General features: G+C 70.7%; 18 protein-coding genes, 1 tRNA gene and 1 other RNA gene. 14 read left to right on the top strand and 6 right to left on the bottom strand.

What is annotated here, in order from left to right:
* Positions 1-277: 277 nt before the first annotated feature.
* Positions 278-1,567 carry an aminotransferase class I/II-fold pyridoxal phosphate-dependent enzyme gene (locus ACWPOB_RS24500; RefSeq protein ID WP_455402404.1) on the bottom strand — a complete coding sequence of 430 codons (1,290 nt, stop codon included), beginning with the start codon at positions 1,565-1,567 and terminating at the stop codon, positions 278-280.
* A 49-nt stretch (positions 1,568-1,616) separates the two neighbouring features.
* Positions 1,617-1,711, bottom strand: an RNA gene (ffs, locus tag ACWPOB_RS24505) — signal recognition particle sRNA small type.
* A gap of 117 nt (positions 1,712-1,828) precedes the next feature.
* Between ffs and ACWPOB_RS24510 the strand changes: the two genes are divergently transcribed.
* Positions 1,829-1,916: transfer RNA gene (locus ACWPOB_RS24510), tRNA-Ser, on the top strand.
* A gap of 89 nt (positions 1,917-2,005) precedes the next feature.
* On the top strand, positions 2,006-2,272 hold the full coding sequence (locus ACWPOB_RS24515; RefSeq protein ID WP_455402405.1) for a DUF1905 domain-containing protein: 267 nt from the start codon (positions 2,006-2,008) through the stop codon (positions 2,270-2,272).
* A gap of 28 nt (positions 2,273-2,300) precedes the next feature.
* Here the strand turns inward: ACWPOB_RS24515 and ACWPOB_RS24520 are convergent, their stop codons facing one another.
* Positions 2,301-3,296 carry a GmrSD restriction endonuclease domain-containing protein gene (locus ACWPOB_RS24520; RefSeq protein WP_455402406.1) on the bottom strand — a complete coding sequence of 332 codons (996 nt, stop codon included), beginning with the start codon at positions 3,294-3,296 and terminating at the stop codon, positions 2,301-2,303.
* A gap of 133 nt (positions 3,297-3,429) precedes the next feature.
* Here ACWPOB_RS24520 and ACWPOB_RS24525 point away from each other — a divergent pair, with 133 nt between their 5' ends.
* The 4 genes from ACWPOB_RS24525 to ACWPOB_RS24540 all read left to right on the top strand — a co-directional run bounded on the left by ACWPOB_RS24525 (position 3,430) and on the right by ACWPOB_RS24540 (position 7,103).
* The gene (locus tag ACWPOB_RS24525; protein ID WP_100057309.1) at positions 3,430-4,080 is read left to right on the top strand and encodes a YoaK family protein; all 651 of its coding nucleotides are present in this window, start codon (positions 3,430-3,432) and stop codon (positions 4,078-4,080) included.
* 60 nt (positions 4,081-4,140) lie between these two features.
* Entirely contained in the window at positions 4,141-4,953 is an 813-nt protein-coding gene (locus tag ACWPOB_RS24530) for a helix-turn-helix domain-containing protein (RefSeq protein WP_455402407.1), read from the top strand.
* Positions 4,950-5,507, top strand: coding sequence for a TIGR03086 family metal-binding protein (locus tag ACWPOB_RS24535; RefSeq protein WP_100057307.1), 558 nt, complete (start codon positions 4,950-4,952; stop codon positions 5,505-5,507). The genes ACWPOB_RS24530 and ACWPOB_RS24535 overlap by 4 nt, the downstream gene beginning before the upstream one ends.
* Before the next feature lie 63 nt (positions 5,508-5,570).
* Positions 5,571-7,103, top strand: a complete 1,533-nt coding sequence (locus ACWPOB_RS24540) for a metallophosphoesterase (protein WP_455402408.1) — start codon at positions 5,571-5,573, stop codon at positions 7,101-7,103.
* A 7-nt stretch (positions 7,104-7,110) separates the two neighbouring features.
* On the opposite strand, the gene ACWPOB_RS24545 is transcribed toward ACWPOB_RS24540, so the two are convergent.
* Positions 7,111-7,998 carry an LLM class flavin-dependent oxidoreductase gene (locus tag ACWPOB_RS24545; protein ID WP_455402409.1) on the bottom strand — a complete coding sequence of 296 codons (888 nt, stop codon included), beginning with the start codon at positions 7,996-7,998 and terminating at the stop codon, positions 7,111-7,113.
* A 125-nt stretch (positions 7,999-8,123) separates the two neighbouring features.
* Between ACWPOB_RS24545 and ACWPOB_RS24550 the strand changes: the two genes are divergently transcribed.
* The 3 genes from ACWPOB_RS24550 to ACWPOB_RS24560 all read left to right on the top strand — a co-directional run bounded on the left by ACWPOB_RS24550 (position 8,124) and on the right by ACWPOB_RS24560 (position 10,022).
* Entirely contained in the window at positions 8,124-8,531 is a 408-nt protein-coding gene (locus ACWPOB_RS24550) for a hypothetical protein (RefSeq protein ID WP_455402410.1), read from the top strand.
* A 113-nt stretch (positions 8,532-8,644) separates the two neighbouring features.
* Positions 8,645-9,298: a superoxide dismutase family protein gene (locus ACWPOB_RS24555; protein ID WP_455402411.1), complete on the top strand. Its 654-nt coding sequence runs from the start codon at positions 8,645-8,647 to the stop codon at positions 9,296-9,298.
* Between the two features lie 139 nt (positions 9,299-9,437).
* Positions 9,438-10,022, top strand: a complete 585-nt coding sequence (locus tag ACWPOB_RS24560; protein WP_100057304.1) for a TetR/AcrR family transcriptional regulator — start codon at positions 9,438-9,440, stop codon at positions 10,020-10,022.
* Positions 10,023-10,111: 89 nt separating this feature from the next.
* Here ACWPOB_RS24560 and ACWPOB_RS24565 read toward each other — a convergent pair whose 3' ends face one another.
* Both ACWPOB_RS24565 and ACWPOB_RS24570 read right to left on the bottom strand, forming a co-directional pair.
* On the bottom strand, positions 10,112-10,849 hold the full coding sequence (locus ACWPOB_RS24565) for a 3-hydroxybutyrate dehydrogenase (RefSeq protein ID WP_100057303.1): 738 nt from the start codon (positions 10,847-10,849) through the stop codon (positions 10,112-10,114).
* Positions 10,846-12,231, bottom strand: a complete 1,386-nt coding sequence (locus ACWPOB_RS24570; protein WP_455402412.1) for an MFS transporter — start codon at positions 12,229-12,231, stop codon at positions 10,846-10,848. The genes ACWPOB_RS24565 and ACWPOB_RS24570 overlap by 4 nt, the downstream gene beginning before the upstream one ends.
* 123 nt (positions 12,232-12,354) lie before the next feature.
* Between ACWPOB_RS24570 and ACWPOB_RS24575 the strand changes: the two genes are divergently transcribed.
* From ACWPOB_RS24575 to ACWPOB_RS24595, 5 genes are all read left to right on the top strand, one after another.
* Positions 12,355-13,257, top strand: coding sequence for a LysR family transcriptional regulator (locus ACWPOB_RS24575; RefSeq protein WP_455402413.1), 903 nt, complete (start codon positions 12,355-12,357; stop codon positions 13,255-13,257).
* 53 nt (positions 13,258-13,310) lie between these two features.
* Positions 13,311-14,234 (top strand): tRNA glutamyl-Q(34) synthetase GluQRS, encoded by a 924-nt coding sequence (gene gluQRS / locus ACWPOB_RS24580; RefSeq protein ID WP_455402414.1) that lies wholly within the window; start codon positions 13,311-13,313, stop codon positions 14,232-14,234.
* Positions 14,235-14,415: 181 nt separating this feature from the next.
* Positions 14,416-15,348, top strand: a complete 933-nt coding sequence (locus ACWPOB_RS24585; protein ID WP_455402415.1) for a hypothetical protein — start codon at positions 14,416-14,418, stop codon at positions 15,346-15,348.
* A 49-nt stretch (positions 15,349-15,397) separates the two neighbouring features.
* A complete protein-coding gene (locus tag ACWPOB_RS24590; protein ID WP_100057827.1) occupies positions 15,398-16,411 on the top strand; it encodes a DUF2189 domain-containing protein in 1,014 nt (337 codons plus the stop codon).
* 93 nt (positions 16,412-16,504) lie between these two features.
* The gene (locus tag ACWPOB_RS24595) at positions 16,505-17,230 is read left to right on the top strand and encodes a queuosine precursor transporter (protein ID WP_006946396.1); all 726 of its coding nucleotides are present in this window, start codon (positions 16,505-16,507) and stop codon (positions 17,228-17,230) included.
* Positions 17,231-17,264 lie beyond the last annotated feature (34 nt).

Below are 17,264 nucleotides of genomic sequence, written 5' to 3' on the forward strand. Positions count from 1 at the left end.
GCGGGGTCGACACATCATCGCCAGGACAGTCTCGCGACGTCAGTGACATTCAGGGTCAGACCCCCACCGCACCGGACCTGTCCAGTATCAACCGGACCACCCCATACTCACAGTGACATTCGGCCCAGGACGACCGGGCCGTGACGGCGAGAATGACCCCCGGCCCGACGGCCGCCGAGCCGAGTTGTCCACCGCTTGTCCACAGAGTTGTCCACAGGTGGGGGAAACACCCGTAGGCCCCGGTCGCCGCGTGACGACCGGGGCCTACGGGGAGGAGCTACTTGCCCAGGGCCTTCTCGGTCGCCGCGAGCAGCACGCACGTCGCGACGCCGTCCATGGCGGTGGCGAGTTCGTTCAGCGACGGGAAGCTCGGGGCGAGCCGGATGTTCTTGTCCTCGGGGTCGTTCTTGTACGGGAACGCCGACCCGGCCGCGGTGAGCGCGATCCCCGCGTTCTTCGCGAGGGAGATGACCCGCTTGGCGGTGCCCTCCACCACGTCGAGGCTGATGAAGTAGCCACCCTTCGGCTCGGTCCAGGACGCCACCTTCGACGGCCCGAGCCGGTCCTCGAGGATCTTCAGCACGAGCGCGAACTTCGGCGCAAGGAGCTCGCGATGCTTGGCCATGTGGGCCCGCACCCCGTCGGCATCACCGAAGAAGCGCAGGTGACGCAGCTGGTTGACCTTGTCCGGGCCGATGGTCTTGATACCCAGGAACTTCTCGTACCACGCCAGGTTCTCGGCCGAGCTGCCGAAGAAGCTGACGCCGGCGCCGGCAAAGGTGATCTTGGATGTCGAGGCGAGGACGAACACGCGGTTCGGATGACCGGCCTCGGCCGCCATGCCCAGGATGTCCAGGGCGGGGGCGGCCTCCTCGACCAGGGGATGCACGGCGTACGCGTTGTCCCAGAAGATCCGGAAGTCCGGCGCGGCGGTCGGCATCGACGCCAGTTCGCGGGCGACGCGCTCGGAGTACACGGCGCCGGTCGGGTTCGAGTAGGTAGGCACCGCCCACATGCCCTTGATCTGCGGGTCCGAGCCGACGAGCGCGGCGATCTTCGCCAGGTCCGGTCCGTCGTCGCGCATGGGCACCGGGATCATCTCGATCCCGTACGACTCGGTGATCGCGAAGTGCCGGTCGTAGCCGGGCGCGGGGCACAGGAACCTGACGACGGGTTCCTGGGACCACGGGCGCGGCGAATCCACCGTGCCGTGCAGCAACGACGCCACGACCAGATCGTGCATGATCTCGAGGCTGGCGTTGTTGCCGGCGATCAGGTTCTCGGTGGGGATGCCCAGGAGCCCCCCGAAGATGGCGCGCAGCTCGGGCAGTCCGCGCAGGCCGCCGTAGTTACGGCAGTCCGTGCCGGACGCGTCGCGGTAGTCGTCGACCCCGGGCAGCGACAGCAACTCCGCGGAGAGGTCCAGCTGCTCGGGGGACGGCTTGCCGCGAGTCAGGTCCAGCGTCAGCTTCTCGGCTTCGAGTCGCGCGTAGTTGTGGGACTGGCGCTCGTGCTCTGCGACGAGTTCCTCATGGCTCATCAACCCAATCTGGGTTTGGGTAGGCATGCGGAAGGACCTTTCACCGCGCCCAACGGCACGGGCATCGGCATCGGAAGCTAGGGGACCCCGCGCACCCGGCAGAGCCCGTTGACCCTTGCTGCCTTCCGGCCCTGGGGGAGTTCACAGGATGCGCGCCGCGCGGGATCCATCGGCCAGTGTAGACAAACATCGCCCCGAACCGTGAATCGGCACCGCCACACCCCGCCGAAACCGGCGGCTACCTCCCCGTTTGGCAACTACCAGGTCATATTCGGTATGCTTCCCCACGGAGGATTCGCCTAGTGGCCTATGGCGCTCGCCTGGAACGCGGGTTGGGTTAACGCCCTCAGGGGTTCAAATCCCCTATCCTCCGCCACGGGGAAGCCCCTGTGATCCGCAGCTTCGCGGATCACAGGGGCTTTTTCGCTTCCCTGTCGCGTCGGCCCCACCCTCTAGCCTCGCGGCATGCGCTTCTCCGGCATCGTCGAGGTCTTTCCCGGCCCGGGCGGCTGGCACTACGTCGACGTGCCGGCCCGGATCGTCGAGGCCGTGACGAGCGTCGCCGTACGCGGACTGATCCCGGTACGCGCCCGCGTGGGCGGCACCGAGTGGGACACGTCCCTGCAGCCGCGGGGCGACGGCCGGCATTTCCTCGCGTTGAAGAGGTCGGTGCGCGCCGCCGAGTCGGTCGAGGTGGGCGACACGGTGACGATCACGGTCGCGGAGCGCTGACGCGCCGGGCGGCTCACTCGCAGGCGGCTCACTCGCAGGCGACGCCGTCCCGGTCGCCGTCCATCTCCTCGCTGTACCCGGGCTGGCCGGCGTACAGCGGCGCGGCGCCGGCTGCCCGCGCCTCGGCGCAGTTGCGGTAGGTCGCGGCGGCCGGCGGCGATGCCACCGAGGGGGCCGGTTCCGGCGCCACGGTCGCGGCAGGCGCGGCGGGCACCGGCGCCGGGATGGCGGCGCCGCACTCGGTGAGGACGCGGACCATCGCGTCGTGCTCGGCCTGGGTCACCCACAGCTGGTAGAGGGCCTTGACCTCGACCTGCCGCGCGACGTACGTGCACCGGTAGGACCGGTTCGGCGGCAGCCAGGTCGCGGCGTCGCCGTCGCCCTTCTGCTGGTTGGCGTCGCCCTCGACGGCCTGCAGGTTGCGGGGATCGTTGGCGAAGTTCGCGCGGGTCTGCTGGTCGAGCTGCTGGGCACCCTTCTGCCACGCGTCGGACAGCGCGACGACATGGTCGATCTGCACGTCGGCGGAGGTGTCCTGGCCGCGGCGGAACTCGATGGTCGTGCCGGTGTAGGCGTCGTGGAGGGTGCCGAAGAGGACCACGCAGTCCCGGGTGGCGGTCTTGTAGGTGATGTCGACGAGGTCGCGCCGCAGGATGTCGTTGCGGGTGTCGCAGCCGTTGCGGCCGCCCTCGACGTCGACGTCGTCGCTCCACGCCGGGCCGAAGAGTTCGCGGTCGTAGCCGGTCTTGGGCGCTCGGCCCTTGATCGGCAGCATCGCGAGCGTGGCCAGGGCGGACGAGGCGGATGCGTCCGCGGGAACGTGGGTCGGCGCGGGCGCCGGCGCGGGGGCCGGGGGCGGGGTGGTCGTCACGGTCGGGGTCGCGGCGACGGTGGGCGCGTGCGCCGGGGTGGCGGTGTCCGTCGCTGCGGCGCATCCGGTCAGCAGCAGGGCTGCCGCGGCGAGTCCGGCGCTCCACCCCCGCCTGCGGTGGTTCGGGGACTGGCGGGACGGTGAGGCGAACACGCTGGGTACTCCTGGGGGCGGGATGCGGTACGGCGGCACCCTCCGCGGGGGACGAAAGGGTGTCTCCCGGAGGTCGCACCGGACATCCCTTTCGTTACCAGAGGTAACAGCACAAGGTGATTACGATTTGTCCGTGGTCGGATACGGCAGACAACTCACGGCCCTCGCCATCGCGCTGTCCGGCCTCGCCGGATTCGTCGACGCGCTCGGATTCATCACCCTCGGGGGCGTGTTCGTGTCGTTCATGAGCGGTAACTCCACGCGCATGAGCGTCGGCCTGGCCGACGGCGCCTGGGGCCCGGCCGCCCTCACCGCCGGCATCATCGGGCTCTTCCTCGTCGGTGTCGTCCTCGGCGGGGTGGTGGCGCAACTGTCCGACCGCAGCCGTCGCGCCCGCAAGACCGCCGTCCTCGCCGCGGTCTCCGTGCTGCTGCTGCTCGGTGCGCTCGCCCACACGGCGGGGTGGACGCCCGTCGCGGTGGTGGCGATGACCCTCGCCATGGGCGCGGAGAACTCGGTGTTCCAGCGCGACGGCGAGGTGAGCGTGGCCCTGACGTACATGACCGGGGCGCTCGTCAAGATCGGGCAGCGGCTCGCGGCCGCGCTGTTCGGCGGGCCCCGCTGGAGCTGGCTGCCGTACCTGGGCCTGTGGCTGGGCCTGGTGACCGGCGCCGTCGGCGGCGCCCTCGCGCATCGGGCGCTCGGACTGCACGCCCTGTGGGTCGCCACCGCGGTCGCCGTCGCACTCACCGTCGCGGTGCGGCACCTGCCGTACCGGCCGTGACGGAAGCCGGTTCCCCACGCAGGCAGCGATTGTCGGTGCCGACGCCTACGCTCGTGGGCCATGAGGTGGTATGTGCCGAGCACTCCCAGCGCGGACCTCGCCGAGCACCTGGTGTGCGTGTGGTCGGCGGTCTCCGACGGGCAGAGTCACCTCCTCGTTCCGGACGGATGCGTCGACGTCCTGTGGATCGCCGGCGTCGGCATCCGCGTGTGCGGTCCGGAAACGTCCGCGTGGTCGTTCACCCTGCCGCCCGGCGTCGTGTCCGCCGGCGTGCGATTCCGCCCCGGTCTCGCCTCGTTCGCCCTGCGCGCGTCGGCCGCGCAACTCCGCGATACCCGCGTCGGGTTGGACGACCTGATCGGCTCGGCCGGGGCCAGACCACTCGCCGACCGGCTCGACAACGCCCGGACCGCCCCCGAACGGCTCGAGGTGTTCCAATCCGCGGTGCGGCGCTGGCTCGCGCACGGCCTTGCCCCCGACCCGCTGATCGGGCACCTCCGGCAGGCACTGTCCGGACACTCGTGGAGCGTAGGCGCGCTCGCCGACACCGCCGCGCTCACCGAACGTCAGCTGCAGCGCCGCTGCAACGAGGCGTTCGGGTACGGCCCGGCCACGTTGCGATCGATCCTTCGCCTGCAACGGTTCATGGCCCTGGCCGACGCCGGTCCCGGGCGCGGACTGGCCGAACTCGCCGCGGTCGCCGGCTACAGCGACCAGTCGCACCTGAACCGTGAGGCCCGCAGGATCTCCACCCTGACGCCCACCGCCCTGCTCGCCGGCGAGGCACCACGGTGGCACGGCCCGGGCTCGGCACTCGATGTCCGAAGTATCCAATCCCTCGGCGACCTCGGGGCGGAAGAATTCGCGGCATGACCGAGACCCTCGCCCCCGCCCGTCACTACCGCGAACTCGCGGCGAAGTTCACCACACGCGTCGAGGCCGTGCCGGCCGAGCGGTGGGACTCGCCGTCGCCCTGCGAGGACTGGACCGCCCGCGACGTGCTGCGGCACGTCGTCGACACGCAGCGGCAGATCGTCACCGTCGTCGGCCTGGAACTGCCCGCCGGCCCCTCGCCGGACACCGACCCGGTCGGCGCGTGGGCCGCCACCCGCGACGGCATCCAGGCGATCCTCGACGATCCGCAGCGCGCCGGCCTCGAGTACGACGGTCATTTCGGCCGCACCACCCTCGCCGCGACCGTCGCGCGGTTCTACAACTTCGACCTCGTCGTGCACGGCTGGGACATTGCCCGCGCCGCCGGCCTGGACGACTCCGTCGACGACGAGGATCTCGACTTCGTGGAGGCGACGGCGCAGGCCCTGGGCGACTCGATCCGTATGGAGGGGGTCTGCGGGCCCGCCGTCGAGGTGCCCGCGGACGCCGACCGGCAGACCCGGGTGCTCGCGCACCTGGGGCGTCGCGCCTGATCGGCGGTAGCCTCGCGCCTGATCGGCGGTAGCGTCGCGCCTGATCGGCGGTAGCCTCGGGGCATGCACGCCCCGGGCTCCTGGCTTCCGGTGTCGTTGCTGGCCGTGGCCGCCCTCCTGTCCGGCCCCGCCGGGGCGGCACCGTCGGCGCCCGCGCCCGTCACATCCGTCGGCATCCCGGCGACGGGACTGACCACCGACGTCCCGACGACGTCCGCGACGATGTACGCGGGCGTGACCGACTCGGCGGACCCACCGCTCCCGCGCGACGTCGCCGAGAGCGGCGCACCGGTGTCCGTCGGCGACAAGTTCGACGAATATCCCTATGTCCGTTACGAACTCGAATTTCCCACCGGGACCGAGGCGGTGACGCTGCGGTGGCAGGGCCGCAGCGTCAACCTCGACGACCTCGCCCTGCACGTGCGCACGGGCCGATCGTGGGGCGAGCCGCTCGCCGTGGCCCGGCCCGAGGCGCCCGGCGGACCGATCGTGCTCGAGGCCCGGATCACCGGCGTCGCCGGCCCCGTGGAGATCCTGGTGATCGACGCGCCCCGTCGCGACCGGGGTTTCCGCGACGCCAACGCCGTACCGGACCAGGCGTTCGCCGATCCGGCGGACTACGACTTCGCGATCCAGCACCTCACCGACACCCAGTACCTCGCCCGCGACGACACCGCCGCCTTCCGGGCCATGACGACCTGGACGGCGCAGCAGGCCCGCGACCGGAAGATCGCGTACACCGTGCACACCGGGGACCTGATCCAGTCGTGGATCCGGCCGGGCGCCCCGGACACCCGTGCCCGCGCGGAGTTCGAGGTCGCGTCGGAGGCGATGGGAATCCTCGAGGCGGCCGGGATGCCCTACGGGGTCCTGCCCGGCAACCACGACAACCTGTGGAACGTCGCGGGCCGGCTCGTGCCGGGCGAGCACGAACGCAACCACGCGCTGTACAACGAGTACTTCGGGCCGCAGCGGTTCCGGGACCGGCCGCAGTGGGGCGACTCGGTGACCGACACCGACAACTCGGCGCACTACGACCTGTTCGAGATCGCCGGCGCCCGGTTCCTCGTCCTCTATATCGGCTACAACCCGGCGGAGCACGTGATGCGCTGGGCCGAGGACGTGCTGGCCGCCCATCCGGACCGCAACACGATCGTCGCCGCGCACTACTACCTGGACGAGGACGGCCGCCTGCGGATGAGCGGATTCGGCGACATCGGCGGCAGTTCGGGCCAGCAGATCTGGAACCGGCTCGTCGTGCCGCACGAGTCGGTGTTCATGGTGCTGTCCGGGCACGTGGACGGGCAGACGACCGTGACCGACCGCCCGATCCCCGGCAGCGACCGGCGCGTGGTCGAGATGCTCGCCGACTATCAGTACTTCCTGGTCGACGGACGACGCGCGACGGCATTCCAGCGGTTGCTGCAGTTCGATCTCGACGACGGCACGGTCGCGGTCACCACCCACTCCCCCGCGCTCGACAGCTTCCGGGTGGAGGACCACGACCCGCGCCGCCGCTACACGCCGGAGGACGGCGACTTCGTGGTGGACGTGCAACTGCGTGCCGGCGTGCCGCGCGCGGTACTCCCCGGCTGAGTCCGGATCACCTTGCCGCCGAGACGAGTTCGCGGACGCGCGGCGCGACCTCCTGCGCGAATCGCTCGATGTCGGTGCGGGAATCGGTGCCGAGCACGAAGCCGCTGATGCCGTGGCGCAGGGTCAGCTCCGCGAGCTGCTCCGCCCACACGGCGGCCGGCCCGGCGAGGAACCCGACGTCCGCACCGCCGTCGAATCGGCCGCTGATGTTGTAGAGCCGGCGGATCTCACGCGGGTCCCGGCCGGCTTCCACAGCCGCCTCGTCGACCCGCCTCGACATCTCCGCGAGTCTGTCCGGCGAAGCGGCGAACGAGCTGGGCAGCCACCCGTCGGCGGCGCGTCCGGTGAGGGCGAGCATGCGAGGACCGTAGGCGCCGAGCCAGATTCCGATGTCGTGGGCGGGCGCCGGGCCGCGCTTGGCGCCGGCGAGACGGTAGTGGGTGCCGTCGACGCGGGCGCCACCCCGGCGGTCGGCCCACAGCTCCCGGATGACGGTGATCGCCTCCTCGAGCGCGTCGACGGCTTCGCCCGCGGTGCGGTGCGGTCCGCCGTTCGCGGCGATCGCGTCCCAGTAGGCGCCCGCGCCGAGGCCCAGCTCCACGCGTCCGCCGCTGAGCCGGTCGAGGGAGGCCGCGCTGCGCGCGAGGATCGCCGGGCCGCGCAGCGGCAGGTTCGCCACGTTCGGCGCCACGAGTACCCGCGTCGTCCGCGCGGCGACCCAGGTGAGCAGGGTCCAGGCGTCGAGGAATCGGGCCTGGTACGGGTGGTCCTGGAAGGTGACCAGGTCCAGGCCGGCGCGTTCGGAGGCGACCGCGAGGTCGACGACCGCGGCTGGGTTCTCGGCGGCCGGCGTGAGGAAGCTGCCGAAGAGGAGCTTCCGGCCGTACTCGGGCATGGGGTCCTCCCGGTGGGTGAGCCGACCGCTTCATCGTGCTGCATCCGGACGGCCGTGGGAAGTTTGCCGCCGCCGTCACGGGGAATGCGGGATAATCGGTCACATTCGATCCTCCGGAGGTTCCCGTGCGACTGAGCAACGTTCCGCTCCGGCTGGCCACCGGCGCTTTCATTCTCAATTCCGGGCTGGGCAAGCGCGATCTCCCACCCGAGGCCGCGGCAGGGCTGCAGGACATGGCGAGCAAGGCGCTCCCCCGGCTCGGGAAGATGCGGCCGGAGACGTTCGGTCAGGCCCTGTCGACCGCCGAGATCGGCGTCGGTACCCTGCTGCTGGCGCCCGTCGTCTCCCCCGTCGTGGCCGGCGCCGCGCTGACCGCGTTCAGTTCGGGTCTGCTCGCGATGTACTGGCGGATGCCCGGCATGCACGAGGGCGGATCGTTCCGCCCGACCCAGCAAGGCACGCCGATCGCCAAGGACGTCTGGCTCCTCGGGGCGGGCCTGTCCCTGATCATCAGCGGGGTGAGCAGGGACTGACCGAGCGGGACCGCGGCGGTTCAGGTCCGGCAGGTGTGCCCCCGTCTCACCTTGCCACTGGTGAGCGCTCCGTCGGAGGTTCAGCGCGGCGCACCACGGGGTAACGCCGAATCATGAACACACGACGTACAACCTTGATCGCAGGCGTGTCCCTGACCGCACTCGTCGCCGCCGGATGCGGCGGCGACGACGCCTCGACGGACACCCAGGCCACCGTCGAGGCGCCTCCCGCGTCTTCGGAAACGACGACCAATGGCATGCCCACGCCGCTGCCCGGCACGGATGGAGTGGCCTTCCAGCTGCCCGGGGAAGGTGGTGGCGACGACAACGCCTACACCTACGACGAAGCCGCCGTCCCGGTGGGTTCGACCGTGACCGTCGAATCCGAAGAGGAAGACGGCCGCACGACGGTCACGCTCAACGCAACAGGTCTTGCACCCACCCGCGACTTCGGCGTGCACGCACACACACAGCCGTGCGGGCCACAACCGTCGGATGCGGGGCCGCACTATCAGAACAACGTGGACCCCGCGGCCACCCCGCAATCTCCGTCGACGGATCCGGCCTACGCGAACCCCCGGAACGAGATCTGGCTCGACATCACCACCGACGGCAACGGCAACGCCCAGGCGTCGACGACCGTCGACTGGGCGGTTCGCGACGGTGAGGCCGAATCCGTGGTACTCCACGCGCAGCGCACCAAGACCGGCCCCGGCGAGGCCGGCATGGCTGGTGATCGCCTGGCCTGCATCGACGAGGACTTCTGACGAACGCCGGCCGTCCTGTAACCGCACGACCGCACGCGGCACCGCAGGTGGTGCAGCGACGGTCGCCGACACCGCCCCGAGGTGTGGGGGTCGATGCCCCATACCGACGTATGGAGATGCGCGCAGGTACGGTGCATCCATGCGCGCGCGCCCCTATGCCACCACCAGCCCCACGCGTCTCGCCGCGGCCCTGCTCGAGGTCGCGGCGCGGATCGGGCTCGACGGCGCCAGCGTGCGCGAGGTGGCCAGCCATGCAGGTGTATCGATCGGCGCCGTGCAGCACCACTTTCCTACTAAGGACGAGATGCTCGCCTACTCGTTCCGCTCGCTCGCCGAGCGGGTGCTGACACGGCTGAGCACCGTCGACCCTGACATTGATCCGGCGCGCACCCTGTTCGCCGCGCTGAGCCAGCTGCTGCCGCTCGACGAGCAGCGCACCGCCGAGGCGCACGTGATGGCGGCATTCACCGTGCGGGCCGCGACGTCGCCGTCGTTGAGCACGATCCGGCACACGACGCTGTTCACGATGCGCACCGCGGTCTCCGCCGTCCTGATCCGCATGGGCACCGCGGAGCCCGAAACCCGGGCGGCGCTCCTGCTGGCCGCGGTCAACGGCCTGGCCCTCGACGCCATCGCCAGCCCGGAGCTGTATCCGCCGGAGTACCTCACCCACGCGCTGCACACCCAGATCCAGCTGTCGCTCGACGGCGCGGACGCCCACTGATCGCCTTCGAAAATGCCTGTGGCCGAATGTCACACGCGTTCGATCTGATCGACGCGATGTGACATTCGGCCACACACACAGGGGGTGGGTCAGCGGGCGGTCCAGCCGCCGTCCATCGTGTAGGAGGCGCCGGTGACCATGCCGGCGTCGTCCGAGGCCAGCCACGCGACGAGGGAGGCCACCTCCCCGGGTTCGACGAGCCGCTTGATCGCCGGCTCGGTGAGCAGCACGTCGGCGAGCACTCGCTCCTCGTCGATGCCGTGCAGCCGGGCCTGGTCGCTGATCTGCTTCTCCACCAACGGCGTTCGCACATAGCCCGGGTTGACGCAGTTGCTGGTGACGCCGTGCGGACCGCCCTCGAGGGCCGTGACCTTCGACAGCCCCTCGAGGCCGTGCTTGGCGGTGACATACGCGGACTTGAAGGCCGACGCCCGCAGGCCGTGCACCGACGACACGTTGACGATGCGCCCGAAGCCCCGGTCGTACATGTGCGGCAGGGCCGCCTTCACGAGGAGGAAGGGCGCCTCCACCATGAGCGTCTGGATCCGGCGGAAGTCGGTGAGGGCGAACTCCTCGATCGGCCGGACGACCTGGATGCCGGCGTTGTTGACGAGGATGTCGACCTCGAGCCGGAGCCCGTCGAGCTGGTCGGTGTCGAGCAGGTCCACCGCCCACGCCTGCCCGCCGATCTCGTGGGCGAGGGTCTTGGCGGCGACCTCGTCGACGTCGGCGACGGTGACCTGCACGCCGCGGGCGGCCAGTTCCCGGGCGCACGCCGCCCCGATGCCGCCGGCGCCGCCGGTGATCAGCGCGGTGCGGGCACTCATGCGGACACCGCCGTCTTCTCGGCGCCGACGGCGCGGGCATCCGCGGCATCGACGTCGCGCAGGCTGATGCCCTTGGTTTCGTGGGCGGCGACGACGGCGATGATCGTCACCACGGACGCCACGGCCAGGTAGATCGCGATGGGCACAGCGCTGCCGTAGCGGCTGAGCAGCGCGGTCGCGATGATCGGCGCGAGCGAGCCGGCGACGATGGAGGTCACCTGGTAGCCGAGCGAGACACCCGCGTAGCGCATGCGGGTCGGGAACATCTCGGCCATGATCGCGGGCTGGCCGGCGTACATGAAGGCGTGGAACACCAGGCCGATGACGATGGCGGACATGACGAGGGCGTTGTGCCCGCTGTCCATCATCGGGAAGGCGAAGAAGCCCCACGTGCCGGCGGTGACGGCACCGACCATGTACACCGGGCGGCGGCCGAAGGTGTCGGACAGGCGCCCGACGACGGGGATGATCGCGAAGTGCACGGCGTGCGCGGCGAGCATCCACCACAGGATGGTGGAGGTGTTCGCACCGACGACCACCTTGAGATAGGTGATCGAGAACGTGACGACGAGGTAGTACATGACGTTCTCGGCGAAGCGCAGACCCATGGCGGTGAACACGCCGCGCGGGTATCGCTTGACGACCTCGACGACGCTGTACGAGCTGGACTTGATCTGCTCGGCCTCACGCTGGGCCTCGAGGAAGATCGGCGCGTCGGTGACCTTGGTGCGGATGTAGTAGCCGACCAGCACGATGACGGCCGACAGCCAGAACGCGATGCGCCAGCCCCACGAGAGGAACGCCGCGTCGGACAGCGTGGTGGTCAGGACCAGCAGGACGACGGTGGCGACGAGATTGCCCATCGGCACGCCGGCCTGCGGCCACGACGCCCAGAAGCCGCGGGAACGGTCGGGGCTGTGCTCGGCGACGAGCAGCACCGCGCCGCCCCACTCGCCGCCCACGGCGAAGCCCTGGACGAAACGCAGCGTGACGAGCAGTGCGGGCGCCCAGTAGCCGATGGCGCCGAAAGTGGGCAGACAGCCCATGAGGAAGGTGGCGACGCCGACGAGCACGAGGCTGGTCTGCAGCAGTTTCTTGCGGCCGAACTTGTCGCCGAAGTGGCCGAACACGACGCCGCCGAGGGGCCGCGCGACGAAGCCGACGGCATAGGTGACGAACGCGGCGATGATGGCGTCGAGCTCGTTGCCGGTGTCGGGGAAGAAGACCTTGGAGAACACCAGGGTGGCGGCGGTGCCGTAGAGGAAGAATTCGTACCACTCGACGACGGTGCCGGCCATCGAGGCGCCGACGACCTTGCGCAGGCCCGAGGCGGGGGTCTCGTCCGGTGTGCGGCCGTCGGGCCGTGCCTGTTCGACGCTCATGGGTTCGTCCTCCTCGGTTCGACTGTGACGGGCAACACTTCTGAACGCATGTGCCGAGTATTGATGCACAGATCTGCATGCACAATGACGCGATCCGCAGAGTAGATCTGCAAGAATGCACACATGAGCGCGCCGTCGGCCGATGACCTGCTGGTTCTGCTGGCCGTCGGCCGCACGGGCCGCTTCACGACCGCCGCCGACGACCTCGGCGTCAACCACACGACCATCGCCCGTCGTATCGCGGCGCTGGAGAAGAGCCTCGGCGGGCGCGTGCTGGCCCGCGCGTCGGGCGGATGGGAGCTCACCGAACTCGGCCGCTCGGCCCTCGCCGCGGCCGAGCGGATCGAGGCCGCCGTCGCCGGGCTGGCCGGACCCGACGGGGACCGCGGGCTCGAGGGCGTCGTCCGGGTCTCGGCGACCGACGGCTTCAGCGCGTACATCGCGGCCCCGGCCGGCGCGCTGGTGCGGCGACGGCACCCGGGCGTGGCGGTGGAGATCGTCGCGGCCACGCGTCGCGCGTCCCAGCAGCGGTCCGGCCTCGACCTCGAGGTGGTGGTGGGACGCCCCCAGGTGCACCGCGCCGAGGCACACCGGCTGGCCGACTACACCCTCGGCCTGTACGCGGCGCGGGACTACGTCGCCGAACACGGTGCCCCGACGACGGTGCGTGAGCTGAGCCGTCACCCACTGGTGTACTTCATCGACTCGATGCTGCAGGTCGACGACCTGGACCTGGCCCGTCGCATCGCCCCGGACATGCACGAGTCGGTGAGTTCGACCAACGTGTTCGTCCACGTCGAGGCCACCCGCGCCGCGGCCGGGCTCGGGTTGCTGCCGTGCTTCATGGCCGACCGGCACGCCGACCTGGTGCGGATCCTCCCCGGGGAGGTGGAGGCGCGGCTGAACTACTGGATGGTGGCGCGGTCGGAGACGCTGCGCCGGCCGGAGGTCGCCGCCGTCGTCGCGGCGATCCGCGAAACCGTGCACGCCCAACGCTCCGTCCTGCTCGGCCGGCCCGCCGCGTGATCCACCGGCGTGCAGGTGACCGAATGTGACATCGCGCTCGATAGTCTGACCAAATGTCACATTCGGCAGGGGACGCGCGGGCGGGGGCCGGCCGGTTCGCCCCGAGCCCGTCGGGCGACCTGCACCTCGGGAACCTGCGCACGGCGGTCCTCGCGTGGCTGTTCGCCCGGAGCACCGGGCGCCGGTTCCTGATCCGCGTCGAGGATCTGGACCGGGTCCGGCCCGGCGCGCAGGAACGTCAGCTCGCCGATCTCGCCGCGCTGGGCCTGGACTGGGACGACGAGGTGGTCCACCAGTCGCGGCGGCTGCCCCTCTACGACGCCGCGATCGCCCGCCTCACCCGCGCGGGCCTGACCTACGAGTGCTTCTGCACGAGACGCGAGATCCAGCATTCGGCGTCCGCGCCGCACGCCCCGCAGGGCGCCTATCCGGGAACGTGCCGGAACCTCACCGAGGCCGAACGGGAGGCGAAACGGGCGTCGGGGCGGCCCGCCGCGCTGCGCCTGCGGTCCGGCGCCTCCACCTTCACCGTGGCGGACGTGGTGCACGGCACCTTCACCGGTGTCGTCGACGACCTGGTGCTGCGCCGCGGCGACGGCATCCCCGCCTACAACCTGGCCGTCGTCGTCGACGACGCGGCGCAGGGCATCGACCAGGTGGTACGCGGCGACGACCTGCTCACCTCGGCACCGCGGCAGGCCTATCTCGCGGCGCTGCTCGGGCTTCCGGTACCCACCTACGCGCATGTGCCGCTGGCGCTCAACGTGCACGGCAAACGCCTCGCCAAGCGCGACGGTGCCGTCACGCTCACCGACCAGGCGGCGCTGGGCCACACCGCGGCCGACGTGCTGAGCCGGATCGCGGTCTCGCTCGACCTGGCGGACAAGGACGAGCCCGTCACGCCGGAACTGCTGCTCGAACGATGGGATCCGGCCCGGCTTCCGCGGGAGCCGTGGGTGTACGACGGCAGCTGGTGACCGGTATCGGTGCAGTGCGACAGCCCGGCACGGTCCGCGCGGCCGGCACCGCCGCGTAGTCCGGTTCGCGCCGGTCGTCCGGCTCGCGGAAGTTCCGGTGATCGTGCAATTCGGGCGCGTCGGACGTAGTGTGCGCAGTCGACAACGCGATTGGCTCCACCCTCCCACCGAGAAGGATCCGATGACGACCGGCGGTTACGACCCCAGTAAAGAGCCCAACCACCAGGGCGGCGAACCCAACCCCCAGCAGGGCGGCTACCCGCCGCCTCCCGGCAACTACCCGCCCCCCGGCAACTATCCCCCGCCCGGGAACTACCCGCCCCCGCAGGGCAACTACCCGCCTCAGGGTGGCTACCCGCCCCCGCCCGGCAACTACCCGCCTCAGGGCGGCTACCCGCCCCCGCCCGGCAACTACCCGCCTCAGGGCAGCTACCCGCCCCCGCCCGGCAACTACCCCCCGGGCAGCGGCCAGTACGGCGGATTCGGCGCCCCCACGCAGCTCAACGTGGGTGACGCGATCGGCTACGGCTGGAAGAAGTTCAGCCAGAACGCGGGGGTCTGGATCGCGTTCGTCGTCGCGGCGGCGCTGATCCAGTTCGTGATCAACGTGATCTTCGGCGGCTTCGACACGAACGAACTGACGGCGCTCAGCATCATCGGCGCGATCGTCAGCGTGTTCGTCAGCATCCTGATCCAGGCCGCCTACGTGCGCGGCGCGCTGCACGAAACCGACGGCAACCGTCCGTCGTTCGGCTCGTTCTTCCAATTCGAGAACATCGGCGCCGTGGTGGTCGCGAGCCTGCTCGTCTCGCTCATGACCGTGGTCGGTTTCATCCTGCTGATCATCCCCGGCTTCATCGTCATCTTCCTGACCTGGTGGACGCTGCAGTTCGTCATCGACCAGAACCAGCAGCCGGTGGACGCGATCAAGTCCAGCTTCCGGGCCATCTCGTCCAACGTGGGACCGCTGCTGCTGCTGGCGCTGGCTCTCGTCGGCATCAACATCCTCGGCGCCATCCCGTGCGGCCTGGGTCTGCTCGTCACGATTCCGCTGACGATCATCGCCTCCACCTACGCCTACCGGGTGACCACCGGCCGCGGCGTCGCGCCCTGACGGACGCGGGCGTTCCACGACGCGGCACGTTACGAACAAGAGGAACAAGATGACCACCGGGGGCTACGAGTCCAATCCCGATCCGCAGGATCCGAACAAGTACCCGGGCGCGCAGCCGTACGGCCCACCGCCCGGGTACGGCCCGCCCCAGGGTTACCCGGCGCAGGGACCGAACTACGGCGGACCCCAGCCCGGCGATGCCCCGCCGCAGGGCCCGCCGCCGCAGTACGGCGCTCCCCAGTACGGCGCTCCCCAGTACGGCGGCCCCCAATACGGTGGCGCACCGCAACAGCCCGGAGCACAGTACGGGCCGCCGGGGTACCCGGCCGGGTACGGACCGCCGCCCGGATACGGAGCCCCCGGCGGCTACCCGCCCCCGCCCGGCTTCGGCCCTCCCCGCGCGCAGATCAACATCGGCGACGCGCTGAACTACGGGTGGCGCAAGTTCAGTGAGAACGTCGGCGGCTGGCTGAGCCTGGCCGGTGTGATCGTCGTGGCCGCCCTCGTGTTCGGGGCCCTGATGTTCGGCGTCGTGATGGCCTCGACCACGACGGACCGCTACGGCTACAGCACGGGCATGTCGGGCGTCGGGATCGTCGTGATGATCGTGCTGATCGTCGCGTTCGTCATCGGCATGCTCGTCGTCCAGGCGGCCGCGGTGCGCGGGGCCCTGTACGAGCTGGACGGGCACAAGCCGGCGCTGAAGGACTTCTTCCGTGTCGGCAGCCTCGGTCCGATCCTGCTCGTCTCCCTGCTCATCGCGGTCGGCACGCTGCTCGGCTCGCTCGTCATCGTCGGCGGCATCATCGTCGCCTTCCTGACCGTGTGGGCGCTGCATTTCGTCATCGACCAGCGGCAGGACGCGGTCACGGCGATCAAGTCGAGCGCGTCCGCCGCCGCGGCCAACGTGGGGCAGCTGATCCTGCTGTGGCTGGTGCTGTCCGCGATCAACTTCGTCGGCGCGCTGCTGTGCTACGTCGGCCTGCTGGTCACGGTGCCCGTCACCACCATCGCGTACGCATACGCGTACCGGGTCGTCACGGGCGGACGGGTAGCCCCCTGACGGCACGTCGCGGGCCCCGATCCACCGGGTCGGGGCCCGCGTCCTTTTCGTCCGTTCTTCGCCTTCCTCCGGCCCGAGTGCTTGGATGGCCGGGTGACAGAGCACGTGCAGACCCAGCAATCCGACCATGCGCACTTCGCCCGCGTGGTCCGCAGCTACTACCCCGGGCTGGTGGCCCTGTTCACTGCGGTGCTCATCATCTCCAACGTCGCCGCCAGCAAGGGTGTGGCCTTCTTCGGCGACGCCGAGTGGGCGCTCGGCCCGCTGCAGGTCCTGCCGATCATCACCGACGGCGCGTTCTTCCTGTTCCCGCTCGCCTACATCGTCGGTGACGTCCTGAGCGAGGTGTACGGCTTCGCCGCGACCCGTCGCGCGGTCTACTACGGCTTCGGTGCGGTGGCGCTGGCCGCGTTGTGCTTCTGGATCGCCCAGCAGCTGCCGCCCGCCGACTTCTACGAGAACCAGGCCGCATTCGAGGCGGTCCTCGGGGTGGTGCCGCGGCTGCTGCTGGCCGGCCTCGCCGGCTACCTCGTCGGGCAGCTGCTCAACTCCTACGTGCTGGTGCGCATCAAGGAGGTCACCAAGGAGAAGCACCTGTGGGCGCGGCTGATCGGCTCCACCGTCGTCGGCGAGTTCGCCGACACGCTCATCTTCTGCGCGATCGCCGCCGGCGTCATCGGCATCACCACGTGGGCGGACTTCGTGAACTACGTGGTGGTCGGGTTCCTGTGGAAGACACTGGTCGAGGTCGCCGTCATGCCGGTCACCTACGCGGTCATCGCGCACGTGAAGCGGCGCGAGCCGACCTACGCCGAGTGAGCGCCGCGACCGGTCCGGTCGTCCGCGACAGCCG

The organism is Rhodococcus sp. 2H158 (genome assembly GCF_053764755.1).